24 protein-coding genes and 1 tRNA gene are annotated in these 22,139 nt (G+C 64.4%); 11 read left to right on the top strand and 14 right to left on the bottom strand.

Annotated elements, in window-relative coordinates; genetic code table 11:
• Positions 1-2 precede the first annotated feature (2 nt).
• Positions 3-950 carry a non-homologous end-joining DNA ligase gene (gene ligD / locus BRAD3257_RS03025; RefSeq protein WP_122400600.1) on the top strand — a complete coding sequence of 316 codons (948 nt, stop codon included), beginning with the start codon at positions 3-5 and terminating at the stop codon, positions 948-950.
• A gap of 31 nt (positions 951-981) precedes the next feature.
• Here ligD and rnhB read toward each other — a convergent pair whose 3' ends face one another.
• The 3 genes from rnhB to BRAD3257_RS03010 all read right to left on the bottom strand — a co-directional run bounded on the left by rnhB (position 982) and on the right by BRAD3257_RS03010 (position 2,614).
• A complete protein-coding gene (gene rnhB / locus BRAD3257_RS03020; protein WP_122400599.1) occupies positions 982-1,806 on the bottom strand; it encodes a ribonuclease HII in 825 nt (274 codons plus the stop codon).
• Between the two features lie 79 nt (positions 1,807-1,885).
• The gene (locus BRAD3257_RS39985) at positions 1,886-2,074 is read right to left on the bottom strand and encodes a hypothetical protein (protein WP_122400598.1); all 189 of its coding nucleotides are present in this window, start codon (positions 2,072-2,074) and stop codon (positions 1,886-1,888) included.
• 463 nt (positions 2,075-2,537) lie between these two features.
• A tRNA-Arg gene (locus BRAD3257_RS03010) sits at positions 2,538-2,614 on the bottom strand.
• A gap of 142 nt (positions 2,615-2,756) precedes the next feature.
• Between BRAD3257_RS03010 and BRAD3257_RS03005 the strand changes: the two genes are divergently transcribed.
• Both BRAD3257_RS03005 and BRAD3257_RS03000 read left to right on the top strand, forming a co-directional pair.
• The gene (locus BRAD3257_RS03005; protein WP_122406343.1) at positions 2,757-3,110 is read left to right on the top strand and encodes a VOC family protein; all 354 of its coding nucleotides are present in this window, start codon (positions 2,757-2,759) and stop codon (positions 3,108-3,110) included.
• A gap of 106 nt (positions 3,111-3,216) precedes the next feature.
• Positions 3,217-3,510: a GYD domain-containing protein gene (locus tag BRAD3257_RS03000; protein ID WP_014490344.1), complete on the top strand. Its 294-nt coding sequence runs from the start codon at positions 3,217-3,219 to the stop codon at positions 3,508-3,510.
• A 64-nt stretch (positions 3,511-3,574) separates the two neighbouring features.
• Here BRAD3257_RS03000 and BRAD3257_RS02995 read toward each other — a convergent pair whose 3' ends face one another.
• The 4 genes from BRAD3257_RS02995 to BRAD3257_RS02980 form a co-directional block, all read right to left on the bottom strand.
• Complete coding sequence (locus tag BRAD3257_RS02995) at positions 3,575-4,531, bottom strand: tripartite tricarboxylate transporter substrate-binding protein (protein WP_122400597.1); 957 nt, start codon at positions 4,529-4,531, stop codon at positions 3,575-3,577.
• A 143-nt stretch (positions 4,532-4,674) separates the two neighbouring features.
• Entirely contained in the window at positions 4,675-5,046 is a 372-nt protein-coding gene (locus BRAD3257_RS02990) for a cupin domain-containing protein (protein WP_122400596.1), read from the bottom strand.
• A 26-nt stretch (positions 5,047-5,072) separates the two neighbouring features.
• The gene (locus tag BRAD3257_RS02985) at positions 5,073-5,711 is read right to left on the bottom strand and encodes an RraA family protein (protein WP_122400595.1); all 639 of its coding nucleotides are present in this window, start codon (positions 5,709-5,711) and stop codon (positions 5,073-5,075) included.
• 21 nt (positions 5,712-5,732) lie between these two features.
• Positions 5,733-7,250 (bottom strand): AMP-binding protein, encoded by a 1,518-nt coding sequence (locus BRAD3257_RS02980; protein ID WP_122400594.1) that lies wholly within the window; start codon positions 7,248-7,250, stop codon positions 5,733-5,735.
• A 243-nt stretch (positions 7,251-7,493) separates the two neighbouring features.
• Between BRAD3257_RS02980 and BRAD3257_RS39980 the strand changes: the two genes are divergently transcribed.
• The gene (locus tag BRAD3257_RS39980; RefSeq protein ID WP_162500085.1) at positions 7,494-8,117 is read left to right on the top strand and encodes a hypothetical protein; all 624 of its coding nucleotides are present in this window, start codon (positions 7,494-7,496) and stop codon (positions 8,115-8,117) included.
• Between the two features lie 94 nt (positions 8,118-8,211).
• On the opposite strand, the gene BRAD3257_RS02970 is transcribed toward BRAD3257_RS39980, so the two are convergent.
• Together BRAD3257_RS02970 and BRAD3257_RS02965 are read right to left on the bottom strand one after the other, a co-directional pair.
• Positions 8,212-8,427, bottom strand: a complete 216-nt coding sequence (locus BRAD3257_RS02970; RefSeq protein ID WP_122400593.1) for a hypothetical protein — start codon at positions 8,425-8,427, stop codon at positions 8,212-8,214.
• Positions 8,428-8,445: 18 nt separating this feature from the next.
• Entirely contained in the window at positions 8,446-9,459 is a 1,014-nt protein-coding gene (locus tag BRAD3257_RS02965) for a 2-dehydropantoate 2-reductase (protein WP_122400592.1), read from the bottom strand.
• A 162-nt stretch (positions 9,460-9,621) separates the two neighbouring features.
• Between BRAD3257_RS02965 and BRAD3257_RS02960 the strand changes: the two genes are divergently transcribed.
• Entirely contained in the window at positions 9,622-10,185 is a 564-nt protein-coding gene (locus BRAD3257_RS02960) for a YidB family protein (protein ID WP_122406342.1), read from the top strand.
• 28 nt (positions 10,186-10,213) lie between these two features.
• On the top strand, positions 10,214-10,486 hold the full coding sequence (locus tag BRAD3257_RS02955; RefSeq protein WP_174221543.1) for a GlsB/YeaQ/YmgE family stress response membrane protein: 273 nt from the start codon (positions 10,214-10,216) through the stop codon (positions 10,484-10,486).
• Between the two features lie 140 nt (positions 10,487-10,626).
• On the opposite strand, the gene BRAD3257_RS02950 is transcribed toward BRAD3257_RS02955, so the two are convergent.
• Complete coding sequence (locus tag BRAD3257_RS02950; RefSeq protein WP_122400591.1) at positions 10,627-11,412, bottom strand: SDR family NAD(P)-dependent oxidoreductase; 786 nt, start codon at positions 11,410-11,412, stop codon at positions 10,627-10,629.
• Between the two features lie 249 nt (positions 11,413-11,661).
• Between BRAD3257_RS02950 and BRAD3257_RS02945 the strand changes: the two genes are divergently transcribed.
• From BRAD3257_RS02945 to BRAD3257_RS02935, 3 genes are all read left to right on the top strand, one after another.
• Positions 11,662-12,726 carry an acyl-CoA dehydrogenase family protein gene (locus BRAD3257_RS02945; protein ID WP_122400590.1) on the top strand — a complete coding sequence of 355 codons (1,065 nt, stop codon included), beginning with the start codon at positions 11,662-11,664 and terminating at the stop codon, positions 12,724-12,726.
• Between the two features lie 18 nt (positions 12,727-12,744).
• Positions 12,745-13,905: an acyl-CoA dehydrogenase family protein gene (locus BRAD3257_RS02940; protein WP_122400589.1), complete on the top strand. Its 1,161-nt coding sequence runs from the start codon at positions 12,745-12,747 to the stop codon at positions 13,903-13,905.
• 98 nt (positions 13,906-14,003) lie between these two features.
• Complete coding sequence (locus tag BRAD3257_RS02935; protein ID WP_122400588.1) at positions 14,004-14,822, top strand: enoyl-CoA hydratase/isomerase family protein; 819 nt, start codon at positions 14,004-14,006, stop codon at positions 14,820-14,822.
• A gap of 182 nt (positions 14,823-15,004) precedes the next feature.
• Here BRAD3257_RS02935 and BRAD3257_RS02930 read toward each other — a convergent pair whose 3' ends face one another.
• From BRAD3257_RS02930 to BRAD3257_RS02920, 3 genes are all read right to left on the bottom strand, one after another.
• On the bottom strand, positions 15,005-15,751 hold the full coding sequence (locus BRAD3257_RS02930) for a VOC family protein (RefSeq protein ID WP_162500084.1): 747 nt from the start codon (positions 15,749-15,751) through the stop codon (positions 15,005-15,007).
• Positions 15,752-15,753: 2 nt separating this feature from the next.
• Positions 15,754-16,542 carry an enoyl-CoA hydratase gene (locus tag BRAD3257_RS02925; RefSeq protein ID WP_122400586.1) on the bottom strand — a complete coding sequence of 263 codons (789 nt, stop codon included), beginning with the start codon at positions 16,540-16,542 and terminating at the stop codon, positions 15,754-15,756.
• A 145-nt stretch (positions 16,543-16,687) separates the two neighbouring features.
• Entirely contained in the window at positions 16,688-17,893 is a 1,206-nt protein-coding gene (locus BRAD3257_RS02920) for an ABC transporter substrate-binding protein (RefSeq protein ID WP_122400585.1), read from the bottom strand.
• Positions 17,894-18,149: 256 nt separating this feature from the next.
• On the opposite strand from BRAD3257_RS02920, the gene BRAD3257_RS02915 reads away from it, so the two are divergent.
• Positions 18,150-19,001 (top strand): thermonuclease family protein, encoded by an 852-nt coding sequence (locus tag BRAD3257_RS02915; protein ID WP_122400584.1) that lies wholly within the window; start codon positions 18,150-18,152, stop codon positions 18,999-19,001.
• A 134-nt stretch (positions 19,002-19,135) separates the two neighbouring features.
• On the top strand, positions 19,136-20,527 hold the full coding sequence (locus BRAD3257_RS02910; RefSeq protein WP_244607851.1) for a M48 family metalloprotease: 1,392 nt from the start codon (positions 19,136-19,138) through the stop codon (positions 20,525-20,527).
• 119 nt (positions 20,528-20,646) lie between these two features.
• Here BRAD3257_RS02910 and BRAD3257_RS02905 read toward each other — a convergent pair whose 3' ends face one another.
• Positions 20,647-21,975, bottom strand: a complete 1,329-nt coding sequence (locus BRAD3257_RS02905; protein WP_122400582.1) for an MFS transporter — start codon at positions 21,973-21,975, stop codon at positions 20,647-20,649.
• Positions 21,976-22,139 lie beyond the last annotated feature (164 nt).

Here is a 22,139-nt window from a genome sequence, read left to right as displayed (position 1 = left end):
CTATGGCCCGAAAATCAACCCTGCCTCGCCGCCTGCAGCCCATGCTGGCCACGCTGACCGATTCACCGTTCGACGATCCCAATTGGGTCTTCGAGGACAAGTTCGATGGTTTCCGCATGGTCGCGGAAATCCGGGGCGGTAAGGTCGCGCTCTACAGCCGAAACGGGAAAATCATCAGCCGCTCCTACGTGGAGGTCGCGAAAGCCCTTGAAGGCGTGAAGGCCGATGCCGTGATCGATGGCGAGCTCGTCGCGATTGGAACTGATGGCGTATCCCATTTCCAGTTGCTTCAAAACGCCCTGCGCCATGAGGCTAAGCTCTTGTACTGCGCGTTCGATCTCATGTTCGCAGACGGCGAGGACCTGCGTGCGCTGCCGCTCCTCGAGCGCAAGAAGCGGCTCAAGGCCATCCTGCCCTGCCATAAGCTGATCGCGTTCAGCAAGCACCGCAAAGGCAGCGGAACGAAGTTCTTCGCAGAAGCTGAGCAGAGACATCTCGAAGGGATCATGGCCAAGCGCGCCGACAGCCCATACGCGTCCGGATGCCGGACCCCCGACTGGCTGAAAGTGAAGACCGCGCAGCGTCAGGAGGTTGTAATCGCCGGTTTCACGGCACCCAGGCGAACCCGGCCCTTCTTCGGCGCTCTCGTGCTGGCGGTACGCGAAGACGGTGCATGGCGGTACATTGGCCACGTCGGCACCGGCTTCAGCCACCAAGCTCTCGAAGAGCTTCACGGCAAGCTCGTGAAGCTCAAGACCGCCAAGTCGCCCTTCCCTGCTAAGGTGAAGGATGAGCAGGTCACGACCTGGGTGCGCCCTTCATTGGTTGCGGAAGTGAAGTTCGCGGAATGGACCAGCAAGGGCGAGCTGCGCCAGCCGGTCTATCTCGGTCTGCGGTCAGACAAACAGGCCAAGGATGTCGTTCGCGAAAAGAGCCGGTCGCGAAAATAATGCCCTTCAGACGAAGCGTACGACTTGGAGTTCAGCCGACTGATCGCTCGGATGCCGAAGGCCAGGGCGGCAGGGGCGGTAGCCCGAGAGCCTTGCGGACGGGTCCGAACGACCTCCGGTGAGCTGCGCATGCACCAAGCCTGGCGAGCGCCTCATAGTGAGCCGGCACCGGGTAACCCTTGTGGTCCGCGAATCCGTAGCCGGGGTGACGCACGTCGATCGCTCGCATGACGGTGTCGCGCTCGACTTTCGCGAGGATGGAGGCGGCGGCGATGCTGGCTGACTTGGCATCGCCTTTGATGATGGCCTGCTGCGGGATGTCGATTTGCTTCAACCGCTTCGCATCGATCAGCAAGTGCTGCGGCGTCAACCCCAGCCCCTGGACGGCACGCTGCATAGCCTGGATGCCTGCCCAATAGATATTGATCGCGTCGATCTCCTCGACCTCGACGAACGCTACAGACCAACTCACTGCTTTTTCCTTGATCTCCTTCGCGAGTTCTTCGCGAGCCGCGGCGTCGAGTTTTTTCGAGTCGTCGATCCCGACTATCCGCGTGCCAGGTTTCAGGATCACGGCACCGGCGGAGACCGGCCCGGCGAGAGGGCTCATTCCGGCCTCATCCACGCCTGCCACGGCATGATGGCCGCTCTCCCAGAGAGAGGTCTCGAAGCGGAGCATCTTGCGGAGGCGTTGGCCTTCGGACCTATTTTCGAAGCGGCGTTTATCGATTGCAGCCAAGATGGCACGCGCTCCCGCGCGGCCGTCGGCCCGTAAGATCTGCTCCACGCTGGTCTCGAGCGGTCTTTTCTCGACGACATAGCGCTGACGCAACACATCGAGTGAATACTGGGACATGGCGGTCTTGTGGAGACTGACTGTAAGGCGCGTGTCGGTTAACTTTGTGGCGATCCAGCTTGGTGAGAGTCCTTGGCGATCACCACCAATTCGGCTCCCCCACGCCAGCGGGTATGCGCATCTCCTCATGACAAGGCGGATCGGGGCAATCGCCGTCGTGCAGCATTTTTCCGTTCACTTGCACAGTGATGCGGGTGGTGCCGATACCGCCCGAGATCGTGAATCGAAAATTTGTGCCTTCGACGGGCGGCTTTGCGTCCAATTCCATATCGGAAGCCAATCGTTCGATGTGAGGGCTGTCGGCACAACTTAGCAGACATTTCCCCAAAGACAGCAACTCCGCTCTGCGAAGCCGCGCCGAGTTTCGAGTAGCCGAATCGCCACCGCGCGCGCTTCGTCGGCGGCACCCTCGGCGGGGTCATGCTACAGCTCGTGCGGAAGTCTCGAAGCCGCCTCCGATCTCATTCCAACACAGGCCATTTGTCGGACTGGAATGTCCAGAAAACGAGCTTCGAATTGTCTATTGGAAAGGAAACGAATTACGAACACGACACCTCGTCCGTGTTGCATCCGTGTTGCACGGAACAGACGGTACTGGGGCGTAACCCGTTGAAATCAATGGTACTGAGCGTAATCGACGATAACATCGTTTTGGCGCGAGTTTTTCACCGGAACGGAGCGCGTACGAAGCACAAATCCCTTTGTTTATAGGGTTTCTTGCGGTCGGAGGCTGGCGATCCCGGGAAGACTCGAACTTCCGACCTACGGTTTAGGAAACCGCCGCTCTATCCGGCTGAGCTACGGGACCGCGGAACCCGATAGCTGCGGGTTCGGCCTCCTCATAGCAGAGCAGGATGCGGTTCGCCAGCCGCAAGGCGGGCCAGATCATCTGCAAGCTGAGCAAGGCGGCCGTACAATGCGCCGAGATCCCTCTTGGCGGAGCAGCCCACATGATCGAGAGTATCAGCGCCATCACGCTCGGCACCCACGACATGGCGCGTGCCGTGCATTTCTATCGCTCGCTCGGATTCGAGCTGCTGTATGGCGGTGAAGCCGCCGCATTCACGAGCTTTCGCGCCGGCACCGGCTATCTCAACCTGACTGCGCAGCCGGAAGACAAGCGCTGGTCCTGGTGGGGCCGGGTCATCTTCTACGTGGCCGATGTCGACGAGACCTACGCACAGGCGCGTGCTGCCGGGTGGCAGCCGTCCACCACGCCGCGCGATGCCGAATGGGGTGAGCGCTACTTCCATCTTACCGACCCCGACGGCCATGAGCTCAGTTTCGCTCGGCCGTTGTCCTGACCGAATAAGTCGCATCTGCTGACGTTCCAACGCGCAAGTGGCGCCGTCTCAGCCGCCGTGGCAAGCTCGGCGCGGTTTCCTCAAGTTCTAACCAGGGAGGACGACCATGGTAACCTATGTTGTGCTGGGCAACTTCACGGATCAGGGAGTCCGCAACGTCAAGGACTCGCCGAAGCGGGCCGAAGCCTTCAAGGAGATGGCCAAAACGTTCGGCGTGACTGTGAAAGAGATCGTCTGGACGCAGGGACGATATGACGTTGTGACCGTTCTCGAGGCTCCAGATGAGGCTGCAGCGATGTCGCTCAGCCTTAGTCTCAGCGCACTCGGCAATGTCCGCACCGAAACGCTGCGCGCGTTTTCGGCAGCGGATATGACGAAGATCGTTGGCAAGATGCTCTGACGCTCAGCGCGAGCGCACCGGACCTGCCACCGGACCCGGGATGGCAATCCCGGGCTGAGGCCTCTTACGCCCTGATGTTGTTGTCCTTGACCACCTTGCCCCAATAGGCGACCTGCTTGTCGAAGAAGGTCTTGAAGGCGGGGCCGTCCTGGAGTAGCAGCGTCATGTGCTGGGTCTCCTTGAGCTGGGCGGCAGTCGCGGGCTCGCTCAGGATCTCCCGGGACGCGGTCGCCATGGCCAAGACGATGTGGGGCGGCGTGCCCGCGGGCGCGAAGATGCCCCACCAGGCCAGCGTCTCGAAATCGGGAAAGCCGGCCTCGATCGCGGTCGGCGTATCCGGCAGGGCCTGCAGCCGCTCGCGGCCGAGCTGCAGGATCGGGCGCAGCATGTTGGTGCCGAGCTGGGCTGCGACCAGCGCCGCCGATCCCGCGATCAGATCGACATGGCCGCCGAGCACGTCGTTCATGGCCGGGCCGCCGCCGCGATAGGGCACGTGCATGATCTCGACGCCGGCCTTGCTGCCGAGCACGGTCATGGCGAGATGGCCGAGCGTGCCGATGCCGACGGAGGCGTATTTCACCGCGCCGGGCGTCATCTTGCAGGCGGCCACCACGTCGGCAAAACTCTTGTAGGGACGGCCGGCGCCGGCCGCGATCACGTAGGGCGCGGTGCCGATCAGCAACACCGGCATCAGCTCGCGCTCGACATCGACGGGCGGCTTGTCGAGGATCGACGGGATCACCGCATGCGAATCGAACGTCACCAGGAACGTCGCACCATCCGCCGGGCTCTTGGCGACCTGCGCTGCGCCGAGCGCGCCGGCGGCGCCCGACTTGTTCTCGACCACGACGATACGGTTGAGCTTTGTCTGCAGGTTGCTCTGCAGCAGCCGCGCCATGGCATCGGTCGAGCCGCCCGGCGGGAACGGCACGACCAGCGTGATTTTCGAGGCTTGCGCGCTTGCCGGTGCCATCGCGAGGATGGCGGGCGCGGCCAGCAGGGCCCGCCGTGTGATCGTCATGGTCCCCTCCCTTTTGTTTCGCGCTTTTTCTACTTTTGAGCGCTAAAGCGCGATGAGATTTGGATGAATCGTCATCGCGCTTTAGCTTGTTGTTTACGCATGATCTTTCCGGAAAACCGCTTCGCACTTTTCCGGATCATGCTTTAGGTCGTGCCGAAGCCCGACCCTGCTTTTTTGTATTCTGGCCGCGGCGGGCTGAAGATGTCCAGCACGCGGGCGCCGTCGGGGCCGGCCCGCATGGTGTGCGGCACGTTGCCGGGCGTGCGCCAGAAATCGCCCTTCTTCACCGGGACTTCCTCATCGCCCTGAACGCGGATCGCCGAGCCGTCGAGCAGCACGCCCCATTGCTCCTCGGGGTGATGATGCAGCGCGCCTTGCGCATGCGGCGCCAGCGTCACCACCGACAGCATCGCCTGCTCGCCGGAGAAGATGCGCGTGGTCACTCCGGCTGCAAGCTCGCGAAACAGCCCGTCGCCGGGATTGTCGATGTTGTGGAATTCGTCCTTCTGGCTCAAGTCATCCTCCCCTCGTTCTTCTGCGATCAGGCTTTGCCATAGGAGCCCTGGTAGCGGCCCTCGCGGATCGCCTTCATGGTCTCCTCCTCGCGCGCGACCTGGGCGCGCACCGCGTCCAGCAGCGCGGCAGCACCGGCGGCCGGAAACGACACCACGCCGTCCTCGTCGCCGACCACGATGTCGCCGGGCGAAATGACGCTGCCGCCGACCGTGACAGGCACGTTGATCTCGCCGGGACCGTTCTTGTAGGGGCCGCGATGGATCACCGCGCGCGCATAGCAGGGGAAGTCGTCCGCTGCGAAGGCCGCGACATCGCGGATCGCGCCGTCGATGACGTAGCCTTCGGCTTTGCGCCATTGCGCGATGTTCTTCATGATCTCGCCGACCAGCGCGCGCGTCTCGTCGCCGCCGCCATCGACCACGATGACGTCGCCGGGCCCGACCAGTTCGAGCGCACGGTGAATGGCGAGATTGTCGCCGGGACGGGTGCGCACGGTGAAGGCCGTCCCCACCAGCTTGCCGCCGCGGTGATAGGGCCTTAGCCCCACTGCGCCCGGCAGCCGGGCGAGATTGTCCGAGATCACCGAGGTCGGCGCGTGCCTGAAACCTTCGATGATATCGGCCGGCGGCTTCGGCACGCTGCTCGCTGCGATGGTGATCGTCATGTCAATCCTTCCGTGTTTGTCTCATTCGGCGTGCGCCCGCGCCTTCGCCGGTAAAATCCGGAAAGCGCGCCCTTCCTTCATCCATGCTGCGCGCTCATCGCGCAACAGCGTGCGGCGAACTTTTCCGGAATCATCGCGCGGCGGGGCGCTGACGAATTCGAAGCTTTCAGGGTGCTTGTAGCGGCTGAGCCGGTCCTTGAGGAAATCTGCCATGCCATCAGCAATGGCCTGGCCGTCGGCATCGGGCTCCGGCTCGATGATCGCATGCACGCGCTGGCCCAATTCCGGATCGGGCAAGCCGACCACCACGCAGGAGCGCACGCCGGGACAGGCGGAGACGGCAGCCTCGACCTCGGCCGGATAGATGTTGGCGCCGCCGCGCAGCACCATGTCGGCGAGGCGGTCGCCGAGATAGAGATAGCCTTCTGCATCCAGCCGGCCGATATCGCCGAGCGATTCCCAGCCATCGGCGCGGCGTTTCGGCTCGGCCCCGAGATAGTGATAAGTGGCGTCCTTGCCGTCATTGTTGAGGAAGTAGATCTCGCCGGTCTCGCCCCGCGCGACATCGTTGCCGTCCTCGCCAATGATGCGAAGCTTCGCCATATCGCCGATCTTGCCGACCGAGCCCTTGTGCGCCAGCCACTCGGTGCCTGATATGATGCAGGCGCCCTGGCGCTCGGTGCCGCCATAGAGCTCCCAGATCCGCTCCGGTCCGAGCCAGGCGATCCAGTTCTCCTTCAGCCACGGCGGCATCGGCGCCGCCATATGGAAGACCGTCTGCAGGCTCGATAGGTCGTACGAGTTGCGCACGCTCTCCGGCAGCGCCCAGATCCGGTGCATCATGGTCGGCACGAAATTGACCCATTGCACGCGCTCACGCTCCATCTGGCGCAACGTCTCCTCGGCATCGAATTTGGTGAGGCCGGTGAGCTTGCCGCCGGCGAACAGCGCATAGTGCGACACGATGAACGGCGCATTGTGGTAGAGCGGGCCGGGATTGAGCAGCGAGACGCCGAAAGGAATGTTGAGCGGCGGCGCCGCGACGGTGTCGGTCACCGCCGGATGGTGATCGAGGATCACCTTGGGACGGCCGGTCGAGCCGCCTGACGTCATCGCCTTCCAGTAGCGCGCCACCGGCGGATTGAGCGGCTCGTCCGAAACACCTTCCGGCACGAAATCCGCAGGCAGGCGGTTCGGCGCATTCCAGTCGGCCTCGCCGCCGACCACCAGCGCGGGCTTGAGGATGTCGAGCACGGCGGCGGCCTCGCCGCGCGGCAGCCGCCATGACAGCGAGGTCGGCGTCGCCCCGCACTTCCATACCGCAAAGGAGGTCTCGAAGAACGAGTTGCCGTTGGGCAAACCGATCGCGACGAAATCGCCAGGCTTGACGCCCTTGGCCGCGAACGCCCGCGCGCGCCGATTGGCGCAACGCTCGAGCTCGTCCCATGTCAGCGTGTCCTGCCCATGACGGATAGCGATCGTGCCTTGCGGTTTGCGCTCGGCGTACCAGCGCGGCACATCGGACAGGGGGAGCAGCATCAGGCGTTTCCACTTCGTGTTCTTGGCGTTGCCGCGGGGAGTGAGGCGCTCGCAACATAAGTGTAACAGCCTGCCGGCGCGACGCTGTGACTCCCACGCCACGTCAAGCACAAAATGTCAGCATCCCGGCCATGAAATTCCCGGGTTCCATGTGAGTTCCATGGGTGACAAGGCGGCGATAAAGGGGCAAAAATCCGACCCGACTCAGTTCGGGTTGAGTCTGATAGGGAATGCTCTCGTAGAATGTCGGCCGTCGTTACATCGCATCGTGCAGCGCTGCTTGTCGTTGCCGCAACAGGGTTTTACCTGCTGATGCATGCGCATGCCGAGGCGCAATGGTGGAAACGTGCGCCGGTCGATTTCGAGGAATGCGCCGACGCCGCCGAGAAGGCCGCAACCAAGACCGAGAAGACAGCCGCGCTTGCCGATTGCAACGCCAAGTTTGCCGGCCGCCGCAAGCCGGGCGGCGGCTATTCCTATTACGACTTCCTCCAGGATCGCACCTTCGACATCGCCGGCCCCAATCCGACGCCGGAGGAGCAGAAGAAGATCGACGAAGCCTACACCGCCTATCTCGCCCATCAGCGCCGCAGCAATGAAGCGGCCCAAGCCACCGCGCGCCAGCAGCGCGAGCAGCAGGAGCAACAGGTGCGGCAGCTTCAGCAGGTCGCGCTGCAGACCGAAGTCGAGCGCGTGCCGATCCCGGTCGAGCGGCCGAAGGTTCAGCAGGCCGTGGGCACGAGACCAAAGAGCGCGCCCTGCACCAAGGGCTCGTTCAGCTGCGAATGGCCGCGGCTATCGGAAAGCCTGAACGACCTGAAGAAGCTGTTCAACCCGACGCCGAGCAAACCCGCGAAAAAGGGGTAAGCTTCTCGGCTTTCGTTCCGCGGCGGCCGCAAACTCCGCTGTCCTCCCGGAGAAGCGTCAGCCCCGATCCGGGACGCCGGCGGAGGCTGAGGCTTCAGTTTGGATGCTTCTTCTTGCTGCGCTTGGACGTGGGCACCGTTGGATTCGCGGGCGCCATTACCGTCGGCGAACCACCCAACTGCGACCTGCTCTCCTGCAATCGCCTGTCATAGCCCGGAGAGTTCACGACCGTCGGCGGCCTCGCAAGGGCGAGCGTCGATGCGCCGCAGAGCGCGGCCAGCGCGACCCCGATCATCAGACAACGCTTCATGGCGTACCTCCTTCGCACTCACGCCGACCCGCGGATCTGCTGCGGCGTCAGCCGCGGCGGGCCGTTGCCGGCCGCCTCGGCTTCCTTGATCAGCGCAACAATGCGGCGCATCAGCGGCACGTTCACGCCGTTTTGCTCGGCGAGCGCGATGACCGCACCCTGGAGATAGTCGATCTCGGTTTTACGGCCCTGCTTCAGATCCTGCCACATCGAGGAGCGCGCCTCGGGATCGATCTTCATGGTCCGCCCGAGGATCGCGTCGAAGATCATGTCAGGCAGCCGCAGCAATGCCGGAGACCATTTCATCGGGATCGGCGTCGACGAGACCGGCGCGATGCCGGCGGCCTTCAGCGCAGCCAGCCCTTCCGCCATCTGGTCGGCGAACAATCTTCGCCACTCGCGATTCGCCAGTTGTGCGGCGAGCGGCATGTCGGATAGCGCGCTGAGCGCGTTGTTCAGATTGATGATCAGCTTGCCCCATTGCACGCCGGTGATGTCACCTCTCGCACGCACCTCAAGTCCAGGCACCGAAAGCGCCCCGGCGGTGTTCGCCTCGTCGTCTCCGACATGGATGTCACCGGAGCTCGAGCGGTGGAAGCGGCCCTCGCCCATCGCGACCACGTTGAACGGCACCATGCCGGCGAGCACGCGCCTAAAATGGTCGCCAAGTCGTTCGCGCAACACTGCGACGTTGCCGATGCCGTTCTGGAGTGAGACGACGACCGCATCCTGCGGCGCATGCTGCGCGATCTGATCGGCGACAGCGGCGGTGTCGGCGCTCTTCACCGTCACCAGCACGATGCCGGCGCCGTGGAAGATCGCAGGATCCTCGGACAACGCAAGCTGACCCGCGCCAAGCCTCTTCTCGGAGCCGTCGAAATCGGTCAGCCGCAGACCGAACCGCTCGATCTCGGTCTTCACCCGCGGCCGCACCAGCAGCGCGACACGCCGGCCTGACGCGGCCAGCATGCCGCCGACGAAACGGCCGATGGCGCCGGCGCCGGCCACCACGATCGGTCGATCCGTAACCATTGAACTCGCTCCCTGAAGGACCGGCCTTCGATAGCAGAGGCAACGCCGCCTGCCCATTGGTTGCGTCGCAGCCGCCTTGTAACCGTCATGAGTGCCCCATATGATTTCGCCCGGGGAGCAGTCAGCGGCGAGCGCTCGCCGAACGAGACGAAGGAGAGCATCATGGGTCTACTCGACGTCCTCAACGGCATGCAGAAAGGCCCGCGCGGCCCAAGCACACCCAGCTCCGAGCAATCATCCTCCGGCGGCATGTCGCCGATGACCATGGCGCTGCTCGGCCTGCTCGCCTGGAAGGCATTCAAGCATCTCACCGCCAATCAGTCGGGCTCGGCGCCGCAACCGTCGCCCGCGCCTCCGCCGGTGAACGCGGGTGCGGGTGGCGGTCTGAGCGATATACTGAAGGGCGGCCTCGGCGGCCTGCTTGCGGGCGGCGCGGCCGGCACAGTGCTCAGCGGCGGGCTTGGCGATCTCCTCAACCAGCTGCAGCAGAGCGGTCACGGCGACACCGCGAATTCCTGGGTCGGCAAGGGCGAGAACAAGCCGATCGCGCCGGGCGATCTCGCCAGCGCACTCGGCGCCGACCAGATCGACAGCCTGTCCGCCCAGAGCGGCCTGTCACGCGAGGAGCTGCTCTCTGGTCTCAGCCAATACCTACCGCAGGTGATCGATCATCTGACGCCGGACGGACGGCTGCCGACTGAGAACGAACTCTCGGCGCGAATCTGATGGCGGTCTCGGGAAGGGGAGCACACTCATGAGCATGGGCGGCCTGTTGTGGATCATCGTCGTCGGCTTCGTCGCCGGCCTCATCGCGCGCTGGCTTGCGCCGGGACCGAACAATCCGAGCGGCTTCATCCTCACCACCATCCTCGGCATCGCCGGCGCCTTTCTGGCAACCTTCGTCGGCCAGGCCATCGGCCATTACAGCCCTGACCAGGGTGCCGGCTTCATCACGGCGACGATCGGCGCCGTAGTGGTGCTGTTCATCTGGCATCGCCTCGTGGCGAGCGGCGTGATCAAGGGGTAGCCAGCGAGGGGCGGCACACCGCCTCCACATCGTCATGCCCGTGCCTGACCCGGGCATCCACGTCTTTTGATCTGCGTGACAACACGTGGATGGCCGGGTCAAGCCCGGCCATGACGGGGAGAGAGCGGCGAGACACCCAATCACGTAACCAAATGCATCCCCGCATCCATGCGCACGACCTCGCCGGTCATGTTGCTGGAGGCCGGCATTGCCAGGAAGCAGACGAGCTGGGCGATATCTTCGGCGGATGAGGCAACCTTGAGCGGCACCTTCGCCACGACGCTGTCGCGCACCTGCTTGGCGCCGGCCTCGCCGCGTCCCTTGGTGAACCAGGGCGTATCGATATAGCCGGGGCAGACCGTGTTGACGCGGATCAGCGGCGCGAGCGCGCGCGACAGCGACAGCGTCATCGTATTCAGCGCGCCCTTGCTCGCGGCATACGCGATCGACGAGCCGACGCCACTGATGCCGGCAACCGAGGAGACGTTCACGACCGCCGACGGACGCCCCGAAGCCTTCGCAGCGGCTTCCAGCAGACTGCGCGCCGCGCGCACCATCTGGAACGGGCCGATGGTGTTGACGCCGTAGACCCGCTGGAAATCTTCAGCCGACAACCCATCGAGATCGGCGTGAGCCACGTGCTTGGTGGTGCCGGCATTGTTGACGAGGATATCGAGCCGGCCCCAAGGCGCAGCGGCAGCGACGATCTTGCGGCAATCCTCATCCTTCGAGACGTCGCCCTGCGCAACCAGCACCTCCGCCGCGCCGGCCTTGCGGCAGAGCTCAGCCGTAGCCTCGGCCTCCTTCTGGCTCGACGAATAGTTGATGACGAGCCGCGCCCCGCTCCGCGCCAGAATTTCCGCGGTTGCTGCGCCAAGGCCGGAAGCAGACCCCGTCACGATTGCGCACAAGCTGTCCTTTGCCATCCCGATCTCCTTCCCCTGTCTTTGATCGCGGCGCCCTGTTTAGCGAGTTTGCCGCGCCCTGCAAATCGAGCAAACTCCGCTAAGCGGAATTAGCCTCCAATTGGTCCTTGCGCCCATGCCCGCACCGCAGGTTGACCTGCGATCAACGCTTGTCAGGGCCATGGCTTTTTCCGATCATCGGGCGCAAGAAGAACGTGCGCGCCGCCCCACGGAGGCGGGACGCGCCAATGGCAAGACACGGGGAACGCTGTGGCGGAGAGTGACAATATCGTCGTCGAGACCGCGGAGAAAATCTTCGCCGATCTCGCCGATCCGCAAGAAATCAACAACGACAAGAAGAATACCTGGCAGGCGCAGCTGTGGCAGGCGCTGAGCGAAGCCGGCCTGCCGCTCTCCTGGGTACCGGACGATCTCGGCGGCTCCGGCGCAAGCCTCGCCGACGGCTTTGCGCTGTTGAACGCCGCCGGCCGTTTCGCCGTCGCAGTTCCGCTGGCCGAGACCATGCTGGCCGGCTGGCTGCTGGCGCAGGCCAGGATCACCTCGCCCGACGGCGAGATGACGGTGCTGCCGGCGTCTCCGAAGGACCGCGTCGGCCTCGATGCCGACGGCTTGCTCTCCGGCCGCGCCCGCGGCGTGCCTTTCGCAAAATCGGCGAAGCATTTTGCGGTGCTGGCGCACGGCAAGGACGGCGCCGCGATTGCGCTGGTGGATGCGACCAAGGCGCGGATCGAGGCCGGCCTCAATGTCGGCTACGACCACAGCGACACCGTGACGCTCGACAAAGTGCAGCCCGTTGCGATTAAGCCCGCACCGAAGGACTTTGAGCAGACCAATCTGATGCTGATGGGCGGCGTCGCACGCAGCCTCCAGATCGCCGGCGCGCTGGAATCCATGCTCGACATCTCCGTGCGCTATTCCAACGAACGCGTCGCCTTCGAGAAGAAGATCTCGAAATTCCAGGCGGTGCAGCACAATCTCGCGCGGCTTGCCGGCGAATCCGCCGCAGCGCTCGCGGCCGCAACCTCGGCGGCCGACGCCATCGCGAATGCGAAATCGCTCAACGACGAGGTCTATCTCGAGGCCGCCTCCGCGAAAATCCGCTGCGCGGAAGCGGCCGAGAAAGGCGGCGGTATCGCGCATCAAGTCCATGGCGCGATCGGCTTCACTATGGAGCATATCCTGCACCGCTACTCACTGCGCGCGCTGGCCTGGCGCGACGATTTCGGCTCGGAGAGCTACTGGGCCGTCGAGCTCGGCAAGCTCATAGCAAACCGCGGCGCGGACGAATTGTGGCCGCTCGTGGCTTCGCGCTGATCAGGGGACGAGACAACAATGACCGCTGCCCTCCGTTTCGATCCGATCCGCCTGCCCGAGAAGTGCGAGCAGCTGCGCAAGGAAGTCCGCGCCTTCCTCGCCGAGGAAATCGCCGCCGGCACTTTTGATCCGCACAAGCCCAACCGCGAAGACACCGACGCGCCGGAGTTCTCCCGCCGGGTCGGCGCCAAGGGCTGGCTGGGCATGACTTGGCCGAAGAAATATGGCGGCCAGGAGCGCTCGTTCCTCGAACGTTACGTGGTGACCGAGGAGATGCGCGTCGCCAACGCGCCGACGCGCCGCTTCTTCGTCGCAGACCGCCAGAGCGGCCCGGTGCTCCTGAAATATGCGCCCGAGCACATCAAGATGGACATCCTGCCGCGCATCTGCCGCGGCGAGATCTGCTTTGCCATCGGCATGAGCGAGCCGAACTCCGGCTCCGACCTGTTCGCGGCGAAGACCCGCGCGACCAAGACCGACGGCGGCTATCTCATCAACGGCACCAAGATCTGGACCTCGTCGGCACACATCGCCGACTACATGATCGCAATCTTCCGGACCTCGCCGCCGACCAAGGAAAACCGCCGTCACGGCCTGACCCAGTTCCTGGTCAAGATGAAGCAGCCGGGCATCAAGGTGAACCCGATCGGCCAGATCACCGGCCAGTACGAGTTCAACGAGGTCGTCTTCACCGATCACTTCATCCCCGACGACCACGTGCTCGGCGAGGTCGACGGCGCCTGGAAGCAGGCGACGAGCGAGCTCGCCTATGAGCGCTCGGGCCCCGAGCGCTTCCTCGAAACCTATTACGTGCTGACTGAGCTGGTGCGCGCAGTCGGGCCCAATCCCGATACGCGCAGCGCCGAAGGCATCGGGCGCCTGGTCGCGCAGCTCCACACCATGCGGCGCATGTCGGTCTCGGTCGCCGGCATGCTCGAAGCCGGCAAGGAGCCCGTGGTCGAGGCGTCCATCGTCAAGGACATCGGCACGGTCTGGGAGCAGCAGCTGCCGCATCGCGTGCGCGATCTCGCCGCCTTCGTCGAGGAGACCGCGACCAACCGCGAGACCTTGGAGCGGCAGCTCGACTTCGCCATCAAGACCGCACCGAAACTCACCATCCAGGGCGGCACAACCGAGGTGCTGCGCGGCATCATCGCCCGCGGACTTGGCTTGCGGTAACGCTCGTGGCGACCTGCCAGCCTCGCGCTCCGATCACCTCTCCCGTAGGGAGAGGTGGTTCTTCGCCACGGACGTATCGAGACGTTTGGAGACAATCTATGAGCACGTATAAAGATATCGGTGTCGAGAAGGTCGGGCATGTCGGCACCATCGAGATCCGCCGGCCGCCACTCAACTTCTTCGACATCTCGCTGATCAACCAGATCGCGGATGCGCTCGACGAGTTCGACCGCGATATCGAGATCCGCGCCTCCGTTCTGTCGGCGCAGGGCAAGGCGTTCTGCGCCGGCGCCAATTTCGGCGACCCGGCGCGGCAGGCGCAGGAAGCGCGCGAGGCCGAGCAAGCCAAGAAGGGCGATCCGGCCGACAATCTCGGGCCGATCAGCCACCTCTACATCCAGGCCGTGCGCATCTTCCGCGCCAAGAAGCCAATCGTTGCCGCCGTGCAGGGCGCAGCCATCGGCGGCGGCCTTGGTCTCGCGGTGTCGGCCGACTTTCGCGTCACCTGCCCCGAAGCGCGCTTTTCCGCGAATTTCACCAAACTCGGCTTCCATCCTGGCTTCGGCCTGACCGTGACGCTGCCCGAGCTGATCGGCAAGAACAACGCTGAGCTGATGTTCTACACCAGCCGCCGGGTCACCGGCGAAGAGGCCTACAAATGGGGCCTGGCCAACGAGCTGGTGCCGCAGGACCAGGTGAAGGCGGCCGCGATGAAGCTCGCCGGCGAGATCGCCGAATGCTCCCCTCTCGGCCTGCTCTCGACCCGCGCCACGATGCGCGCCGGCCTCGCCGACCGCGTCATGGCCGCGACCAATCACGAGCTCGCCGAGCAGACAAGGCTGCGCGCGACTGAAGATTTCAAGGAAGGCGTGAAGGCGACGGAAGAGCGCCGGGTAGCGAATTTTAAGGGAAGGTGAGCGTCGCGATGAACGTTCTCTTCTTCCTTCTCCCCTTGCGGGAGAAGGTGGCGCGAAGCGCCGGATCAGGGGTTCTTTCTGTGCGCAAAACTGTTCATGGGGATAGAAACCCCTCACCCGGCTTCGCTCTCGCGAAGCCACCCTCTCCCACAAGGCCCACAAGGGGAGAGGGTGCAGCGTGATCAACTCACGCGAAACGTCACCCCGCCGAGCAGAAACTCATTCCCGGCAACGGCGAGCCCCTTCGCCTTCGCGGCATGCAGCACCTGCGCTGCGTCAGTCACCCGAAACTCCAGCGCGCTCATGATCTCGCTGGCGCCCTTCACGAAGCGAAAGGTTGCGTTCGGTAGTCTCAATTCGGCATCGCGTGGCGCAACCCCGATGATCTTGCCCCAATGCTCCGCGAGGCCCTGCGGGTCCGGGCTCTGCATCTCCACCGCCGTCAGCGCCTGCGTCACATCCTTGCGAATGAACTTCTGCCAGTCCGGTCCCGCCGGCGGATAGGCGCCCAGACTATCGTCGCTGCCTTCGGTGTGGTTGAACTCGATGAAGGCGGCGCGGCAGTCGCGGGGGTGGAGCTGCACACCATGATAAGGTGCATGGTCGATGACGTTGGCCGTGCGCACGCCGAGCGCGTTGGCGTTGCGGCCGCGCTCGTCCGGATCATCGCAGCAGAAGATCGCCATGTAGCCGCCGCGGCCGCCGGTCTTCTCGATGAAGCGGCCGGCCGTGGTGCCGTCCCTGAAGGGCGCCACGACTTCAAGCAGGATCGTGTCGACCGGGAGCAGTGCGTTCTCCAGGCCGTATTTTGCGACATTGCCGTCGCGATAGCAGATGGCCAATCCCATGATCCGGGCGATGTCCGTGATCACCGGCTCGAGCTGCGGCGCGACCAGGCAGATCTGCCGCAAGCGCATGTAGGACGACATCGTCACTCGCCCCTGAAGGCGGGCTTGCGCTTCTCGACGAAGGCTTTTGCGGCCTCCTTGTGATCGGCGGTGTCACCACAGCGGGTGTGGTGGATCGCCTCGCCGTCGAAGCAATCCTCCAGCGCCAGATGCTCGGCATTATTGATGTTGCGCTTGATGTAGCCGAGCGCGATCGAGGGCCCTTGCGCCAGCGACAGCGCGAGCTCGTGCGCGGCGGTGTCGATCTCGGCGTCGGGCACGACCTTGGTCACCAGGCCGATGGCGTGAGCTTCCCTCGCCGTGAGCACCGGCGACATCAGATAGAGCTCGCGCGCCCGCGCGCTGCCGAGCAGTTGGGTCAGGAAATAGGTCCCGCCGTAATCGCCGGAGAAGCCGACCTTGGCAAAGGCCGTCGTGATCTTGCAGGATTCGGAGGCGATGCGCAGGTCGCAGGACAGCGCCATCGAAAGCCCCGCGCCGGCCGCCGCGCCATCGAGCTGCGCCACGACAGGCTTCGGCATCTGATGCAGGATGCGCGAGACTTCCATGCCACGGCGCAAATTCGCGAGCTTCTGCTCGAACGGCAGCGGCGCGCGGCCCTCCGCCATCGACTTGACGTCGCCGCCGACGCAGAACGAACCGCCGGCGCCCTTGAACAGCACTGCACGTACCTCCGGATCGTCAGCCGCGCGCCGCGCCGCCTCGACCAGCCCGCGCACCATGTCGGGATTGAGCGCGTTCTTCCGCTCCGGGCGGTTCATGGTGATGGTGAGCAGCCCGCCTTCGAGCTTTTGCAGGACCATGTCGTTCATCGGGCGTCTCCCTTGTTTGACCGAGCTCTCACCACACCGTCATTGCGAGCGAAGCGAAGCAATCCAGAGATGTCTCCGCGGATGCGGTCTGGATTGCTTCACCGCAAGAGCTCCTCGCAATGACGTCGTGACTTACGTCACGCCGTCACTTCTTCACCAGCGGGCAGCGCGACTGCTCCAGCGACTGGAACGCCTCGTTGCCGGGCACGGTGGCGAGCAGCTTGTAATCGTCCCAGCGGCCCTTCGACTCCGAGGGCTTCTTCACCTCGAACAAGTACATGTCATGGATCATGCGGCCATCCTCGCGGATCTTGCCATTCTTGGCGAAGAAGTCGTTGATCGGCGTCTCCTTCATCACCTTGATCACCGCCGCGGCATCGGTGGTGCCGGCCGCCTTCACGGCTTTGAGGTAATGCGTGACGGAGGAATAGACGCCAGCCTGCGCCGAGGTCGGCATCCGCTTGGTGCGTTCCATGAAGCGCTTCGAGAATGCACGCGTGTCGTCGTTGAGGTCCCAATAGAATGCCTCGGCAAGCAGCAAGCCCTGCGCGGTCTCCAGCCCGATCGAGTCGATATCGGTGACGAAGGCGAGCAGCGGCGAGACCTTCTGGCCACCCTTGGTGATGCCGAACTCCGCCGCCTGCTTGATGGCGTTGATGGTGTCGCCGCCGGCATTTGCCAGTCCGATCACCTTGGCCTTGGAGGCCTGGGCCTGGAGCAGGAAGGACGAGAAATCCGACGTGTTGAGCGGATGGCGCACGCTGCCAAGCACCTTGCCGCCGGTCTTGGTCACGACGGCGCTGGTGTCCTTCTCCAGATCCTGGCCGAAGGCGTAATCCGCGGTGAGAAAGAACCAGCTGTCGAGGCCGGACTTCACGGCCGCAAGACCGGTCACATTGGCCTGGCCGTAGGTGTCGAACACATAGTGGATGGTGTAGGGACCGCAGGCTTCGTTGGTGAGACGGATCGAGCCCGGGCCGTTGAACATGATGATCTTGTTGCGTGCTTTCGCGATCTCGCCGGCGGCAAGCGCGGTTGCGGAGGCCGCGACGTCGTAGATCATTTCGACGCCTTGATTGTCGAGCATGTCGCGGGCGATGTTGGCGGAGAGATCGGCCTTGTTGAGATGATCGGCCGCCAGCACCTGGATCTTGCGCCCCAGCACCTCGCCGCCAAAATCCTCGACGGCCATCTTGGCCGCGGTCTCGCTGCCGGGGCCCGTGATATCTGCATAGAGGCTGGACATGTCGAGGATGCCGCCGATCTTCAGCGGCGGCTTGTCCTGGGCCTGCGCGGCGCTCGCATTGAGGGCAAGCGCGGCGGCAAAAATGCCGGACAAAATAGTCTTCATCGAAAACGACCTCCCTCTATCGCCCGTCTCTGATGGCGGCTTGGTTGTTGCTCTTGCCGCAATCATGCCGCATGCGCGAGAGGGCAGCAAGCGCGGGGACGAAGCGAATGCGTGATTGCCTCGCATGTTTTCCGCAAAGCGGAATGGTGAGAAGACGCAAGACGTTCCACGTCGTCATTGCGAGCGCAGCGAAGCATTCCAGAAATGCATCCGCGGGAAAGATTCTGGATTGCTTCGTCGCGAAGGCCTCCTCGCAATGACGGCGTGTGAGGAAGACCCTTCGCGTCTCACCGCGCATGAGTTAAAGTCCGGCCGCAATGCAACCTGTCCGGGTCACGTGACGCAACTGCTCCATCTCATCGTCGCATTTCTTCTCGTCGCGGCTCACGGCGCGTTCGCGACACCGTGCCAGTTCGAGTCACAAGGCGAGGGCCGCGTCGCCGCGATCGTGGATGCGCGCAGCGTACGTCTCGATGACGGGCGCGAGATCCGCCTCACCGGGATCGAGCAGACGGCGACCACGAAGCAGGCGCTGACCTCACTGCTCTCCGGCCGCGACGTGACGCTGCGCAGCGCCGACGACACGCCCGACCGCTACGGCCGCCAGGGTGCGCTGGTCTTCATCGGCGAAAACGACACCTCGGTGCAGGCCATGCTGCTCGCCCAGGGCGACGCCGTCGTCTCCGCCGAGATTGTGGACAAGGACTGCGCGACCGCGCTGATGGCGTCCGAGGCGGCGGCACGGCGGCAAAAAATGGGCAGCTGGGCTGACCCGTCGGCCATAAAAAACGCGGAAAGTCCGGACGATATTTTGGCGGAGATCGGGCGCTTTACGGTAGTCGAGGGCAAAGTCCTGTCGGTCCGGCAAGCTGGGGCAACGACCTACCTCAACTTCGGACGGAACTGGACACGTGGCTTTGCGGTGACTATTTCAAAGCGCACGCTAGCGGCGTTCGAAAGCGCTGGCATCGCCCTTAAGTCCCTGGAAAATAGGCGTATTCGAGTTCGGGGCTGGGTTGAGGGGAATACGGGGCCGCGCATCGATGTGCGCCTTGTGGGACAGGTCGAGTTGCTGGGCGCAAGCGAGCCGACAGGGGTAAGGCCTTAGATCAGGCCAGGCACGGGTTAAGCGACGTGGATGGGGTGCTAGAACGGCACGTACGGAGTGAACGCCGCCGGCTGCGGGCGGCGCCGGCTGCGCTGTGCCTTGTCCTGGGCACGGCTCTCGCCGGTTGTGGCGATATGGGCCGGTTCCAGACGGCGGCGCCCCCGCCGACCGTGGTGATGCCGAAGCCGAAGCCCGCCGTGGCGCAAACCCCCGCCACCGAGAAGGAGCACGAGCGCATCCTGGCGAGCTATGGCGGCACCTATGACGACCCCAAGCTCGAGGCGCTCGTCAGCAAGACCGTCGACCGGCTGGTCGCGGCCTCCGACCGTCCCGACCAGGGCTACAAGGTCACCATCCTCAATTCCGGCGCAGTGAACGCCTTCGCCCTGCCGAACGGCCAGCTCTACGTCACGCGTGGCCTGCTCGCGCTTGCCAGCGATACGTCGGAATTGTCCTCCGTGCTCAGCCACGAGATGGCGCATGTGCTGTCCAAGCACGCCGCGATGCGCGAGGACCAGGCTCGCCAGGCCGCGATCGTCACCCGCGTCGTCACCGACATGAGCAACGATCCCGATCTCACCGCGCTGGCGCTCGCCAAGACCAAGCTCACCATGGCGAGCTTCTCGCGCAAGCAGGAGTTCGAGGCCGACGGCATCGGTGTCGGCATCTCCGCCAAGGCCCATTTCGACCCTTATGGCGCTGCTCGCTTTCTGTCGGCGATGGAGCGTAATGCCGAGCTGAAGGCCGGCAAGAGCTCGCTCGATCCGCGCGCCCAGGATTTCACCTCGTCGCATCCGGCAACCCCGGAGCGGGTGCAGAACGCGCAGAACATCGCGCGGCAATACACTGCGCCTGAAGGCGCCGAGCGCGACCGCGAAAGCTATCTCGCCGCGATCGACAACCTCGTCTATGGCGAAGACCCCAGCGAAGGATTTGTCCGCGGCCGGCGCTTCCTGCATCCGAAGCTCGGCTTCACCTTCCAGGCGCCGGACAATTTCACGCTCGACAACACCGCGCAGGCCGTGATCGGCGTGCGCGAGGGCGGCGCACAGGCGATGCGCTTCGACGTCGTGCGCGTGCCGGCCGAACAATCGCTCGGCGACTACCTCAATTCGGGCTGGATGGAAGGCGTCGAGAAGGCCTCGACCGAGGATCTCACCATCAACGGTTTTCCGGCGGCATCCGCCACCGCCAAGGGCGATCAGTGGCAGTTCAAGGTCTATGCGCTGCGCTTCGGTAGCGACGTCTACCGCTTCATCTTCGCGACACGGCAGAAATCGACCGAGAGCGAGCGCAACGCGCGCGAGACCGTCAACTCATTCCGCCGCCTGACGCTCGACGAGATCCAGGCCGCGCGCCCGCTGCGCATCAAGGTCATCACCGTGCAGCCCGGTGATACCGTTGAGTCGCTCTCCCACCGCATGGCCGGCGTCGACCATCCCGCCGAGCGCTTCCGCGTGCTCAATGGCCTCGATCGCACCGCGCAGGTGAAGGTGCGCGATCGCGTGAAGATCGTGGCGGATTGACACTCGCCCGACTGCCTTAGGGTGGGCAAAGCGCAAGCGTCCCCACCACTTCTCTTTTGCGATCTCCGAAAGATGGTGGGCGCGGCGCAAAGCGCTTTGCCACCCGTCACGCGCTATAGCTAACGCCCCGCGTCCATATCCCCCGCCTCACGCTGGCCGCTGAGCCAGAGCGCGAGCAGGGTCCAGAACGCGCCTGACAGCAGATACGCGCCCGAAGCGATGACGCCGAGATTGGTGGCGAGCAGCAGCGCGACCAGTGGAGCAAAACCAGCGCCGAACAGCCAGGCCATGTCGGAGGTCAACGCGGACGCCGTGTAGCGGTACGCCTGCCTGAAGTTCGAGGCGATCGCGCCGGAGGACTGGCCGAAGGACAGGCCGAGCAGGATGAAGCCGATCACCATGTAGATGGTCTCGCCGAACGCGCCGGCATCGAGCAGTTGCGGCGCGAAGCCGCTGTAGATCGCGATTGCGATCGCCGATCCCATCAGCAGCGACTTGCGCCCGACACGGTCGGCGATGATGCCGGAGACAACGATCGCGGCGACGCCGAACACGGCGGCGACGATCTCGATGATCAAGAAGCGCACCGGGCTTTCGCGGGTGAACAGGAACACCCAGGACAGCGGAAACACCGTGACCATGTGGAACAGCGCGAAGCTCGCCAGCGGCGCGAATGCGCCGAGCATGATGTTGTGGCCTTCGCGCGCGACGGTCTCGGAAATGCGCGCGGGCTGGAGTTCGCGGGTCTCGAATAGCGTCGCGTATTCTTCCGTCGTCACCATGCGCAGGCGGGCGAACAGGGCCACGACGTTGATGGCGAAGGCGACGAAGAACGGATAGCGCCAGCCCCAATCGAAGAAATCATCGGCCGAGAGGTTGCCGGCGAAATAGGCGAACAGCGCGCTCGCCACGATCAGTCCGAGCGGGGCGCCGAGCTGCGGCACCATCGCGTACCAGCCGCGCTTCGAGGCCGGCGCGTTCAACGCCAGCAGCGAAGCCATGCCGTCCCAGGCGCCGCCCCAGGCCAGACCTTGTGCGATGCGCGCCAGCGCCAGCAGCCAGATCGCGGCAACGCCGATGTCGTGATAGCCGGGCAGGAACGCGAGCGCCACGGTGGCGGTGCCGAGCAGGAACAGCGCCGAGATCAGCTTGGCCGTTTTGCCGTAGGCATGATCGATCGTCATGAAAATGACGGTGCCGATCGGCCGGGCCATGAAGGCCAGCGCAAAGATCATGAAGGAATAGAGGGTGCCGGTCAGTTCGCTCGCGAACGGGAACACCAGGCGCGGGAACACGATCACCGAAGCGATCGCGAAGACGAAGAAGTCGAAGAATTCGGAGGTGCGGCCGATGATGACGCCGATGGCGATCTCGCCGGGACTGGCCTGATCGTGGCCGTGTTCGCCCGTGTGGAGGTCTGCCATTGCGGGGGTCTGTGCCGTCGCCATTCGTGCGCCCTTAACGTCCTGAAAACCAAAGCCGAACGCCCGGCCGGACGCCAGGCAATCTGCCCTTGTCTGACCCAACCTCCCGCACTGCAACATTGGACAAATTGTCCAATGTCCGGATTGTTGCGCCGCAGCTACCCGTTGGCCCCGCAAAGGAAACTCAT

It is taken from the genome of Bradyrhizobium vignae, from assembly GCF_900324035.1.
In the GTDB taxonomy this organism is placed as follows: domain Bacteria; phylum Pseudomonadota; class Alphaproteobacteria; order Rhizobiales; family Xanthobacteraceae; genus Bradyrhizobium; species Bradyrhizobium vignae.
The sequence above is the reverse complement of the archived record's forward strand: the minus strand, read 5'-3'. Positions and strand labels throughout refer to the sequence as shown.

Bases quoted from the DNA above. Each gene is read 5' to 3' on its own strand.
- BRAD3257_RS03000 (WP_014490344.1), top strand. From the start codon at position 3,217: ATGGTAACCTATGTTGTGCTGGGCAACTTCACGGATCAGGGAGTCCGC.
- BRAD3257_RS02905 (WP_122400582.1), bottom strand. From the start codon at position 21,975: ATGGCGACGGCACAGACCCCCGCAATGGCAGACCTCCACACGGGCGAA.
- BRAD3257_RS02960 (WP_122406342.1), top strand. From the start codon at position 9,622: ATGGGTCTACTCGACGTCCTCAACGGCATGCAGAAAGGCCCGCGCGGC.
- BRAD3257_RS03005 (WP_122406343.1), top strand. From the start codon at position 2,757: ATGATCGAGAGTATCAGCGCCATCACGCTCGGCACCCACGACATGGCG.
- BRAD3257_RS02915 (WP_122400584.1), top strand. From the start codon at position 18,150: ATGACGGCGTGTGAGGAAGACCCTTCGCGTCTCACCGCGCATGAGTTA.
- ligD (WP_122400600.1), top strand. From the start codon at position 3: ATGGCCCGAAAATCAACCCTGCCTCGCCGCCTGCAGCCCATGCTGGCC.
- BRAD3257_RS02920 (WP_122400585.1), bottom strand. From the start codon at position 17,893: ATGAAGACTATTTTGTCCGGCATTTTTGCCGCCGCGCTTGCCCTCAAT.
- BRAD3257_RS02965 (WP_122400592.1), bottom strand. From the start codon at position 9,459: ATGGTTACGGATCGACCGATCGTGGTGGCCGGCGCCGGCGCCATCGGC.
- BRAD3257_RS02930 (WP_162500084.1), bottom strand. From the start codon at position 15,751: ATGTCGTCCTACATGCGCTTGCGGCAGATCTGCCTGGTCGCGCCGCAG.
- BRAD3257_RS02980 (WP_122400594.1), bottom strand. From the start codon at position 7,250: ATGCTGCTCCCCCTGTCCGATGTGCCGCGCTGGTACGCCGAGCGCAAA.
- BRAD3257_RS02995 (WP_122400597.1), bottom strand. From the start codon at position 4,531: ATGACGATCACACGGCGGGCCCTGCTGGCCGCGCCCGCCATCCTCGCG.
- BRAD3257_RS02925 (WP_122400586.1), bottom strand. From the start codon at position 16,542: ATGAACGACATGGTCCTGCAAAAGCTCGAAGGCGGGCTGCTCACCATC.
- BRAD3257_RS02955 (WP_174221543.1), top strand. From the start codon at position 10,214: ATGAGCATGGGCGGCCTGTTGTGGATCATCGTCGTCGGCTTCGTCGCC.
- BRAD3257_RS02935 (WP_122400588.1), top strand. From the start codon at position 14,004: ATGAGCACGTATAAAGATATCGGTGTCGAGAAGGTCGGGCATGTCGGC.
- BRAD3257_RS02940 (WP_122400589.1), top strand. From the start codon at position 12,745: ATGACCGCTGCCCTCCGTTTCGATCCGATCCGCCTGCCCGAGAAGTGC.
- BRAD3257_RS02950 (WP_122400591.1), bottom strand. From the start codon at position 11,412: ATGGCAAAGGACAGCTTGTGCGCAATCGTGACGGGGTCTGCTTCCGGC.
- BRAD3257_RS02985 (WP_122400595.1), bottom strand. From the start codon at position 5,711: ATGACGATCACCATCGCAGCGAGCAGCGTGCCGAAGCCGCCGGCCGAT.
- BRAD3257_RS39980 (WP_162500085.1), top strand. From the start codon at position 7,494: ATGTCGGCCGTCGTTACATCGCATCGTGCAGCGCTGCTTGTCGTTGCC.
- rnhB (WP_122400599.1), bottom strand. From the start codon at position 1,806: ATGTCCCAGTATTCACTCGATGTGTTGCGTCAGCGCTATGTCGTCGAG.
- BRAD3257_RS02970 (WP_122400593.1), bottom strand. From the start codon at position 8,427: ATGAAGCGTTGTCTGATGATCGGGGTCGCGCTGGCCGCGCTCTGCGGC.
- BRAD3257_RS02910 (WP_244607851.1), top strand. From the start codon at position 19,136: ATGGGCCGGTTCCAGACGGCGGCGCCCCCGCCGACCGTGGTGATGCCG.
- BRAD3257_RS39985 (WP_122400598.1), bottom strand. From the start codon at position 2,074: ATGGAATTGGACGCAAAGCCGCCCGTCGAAGGCACAAATTTTCGATTC.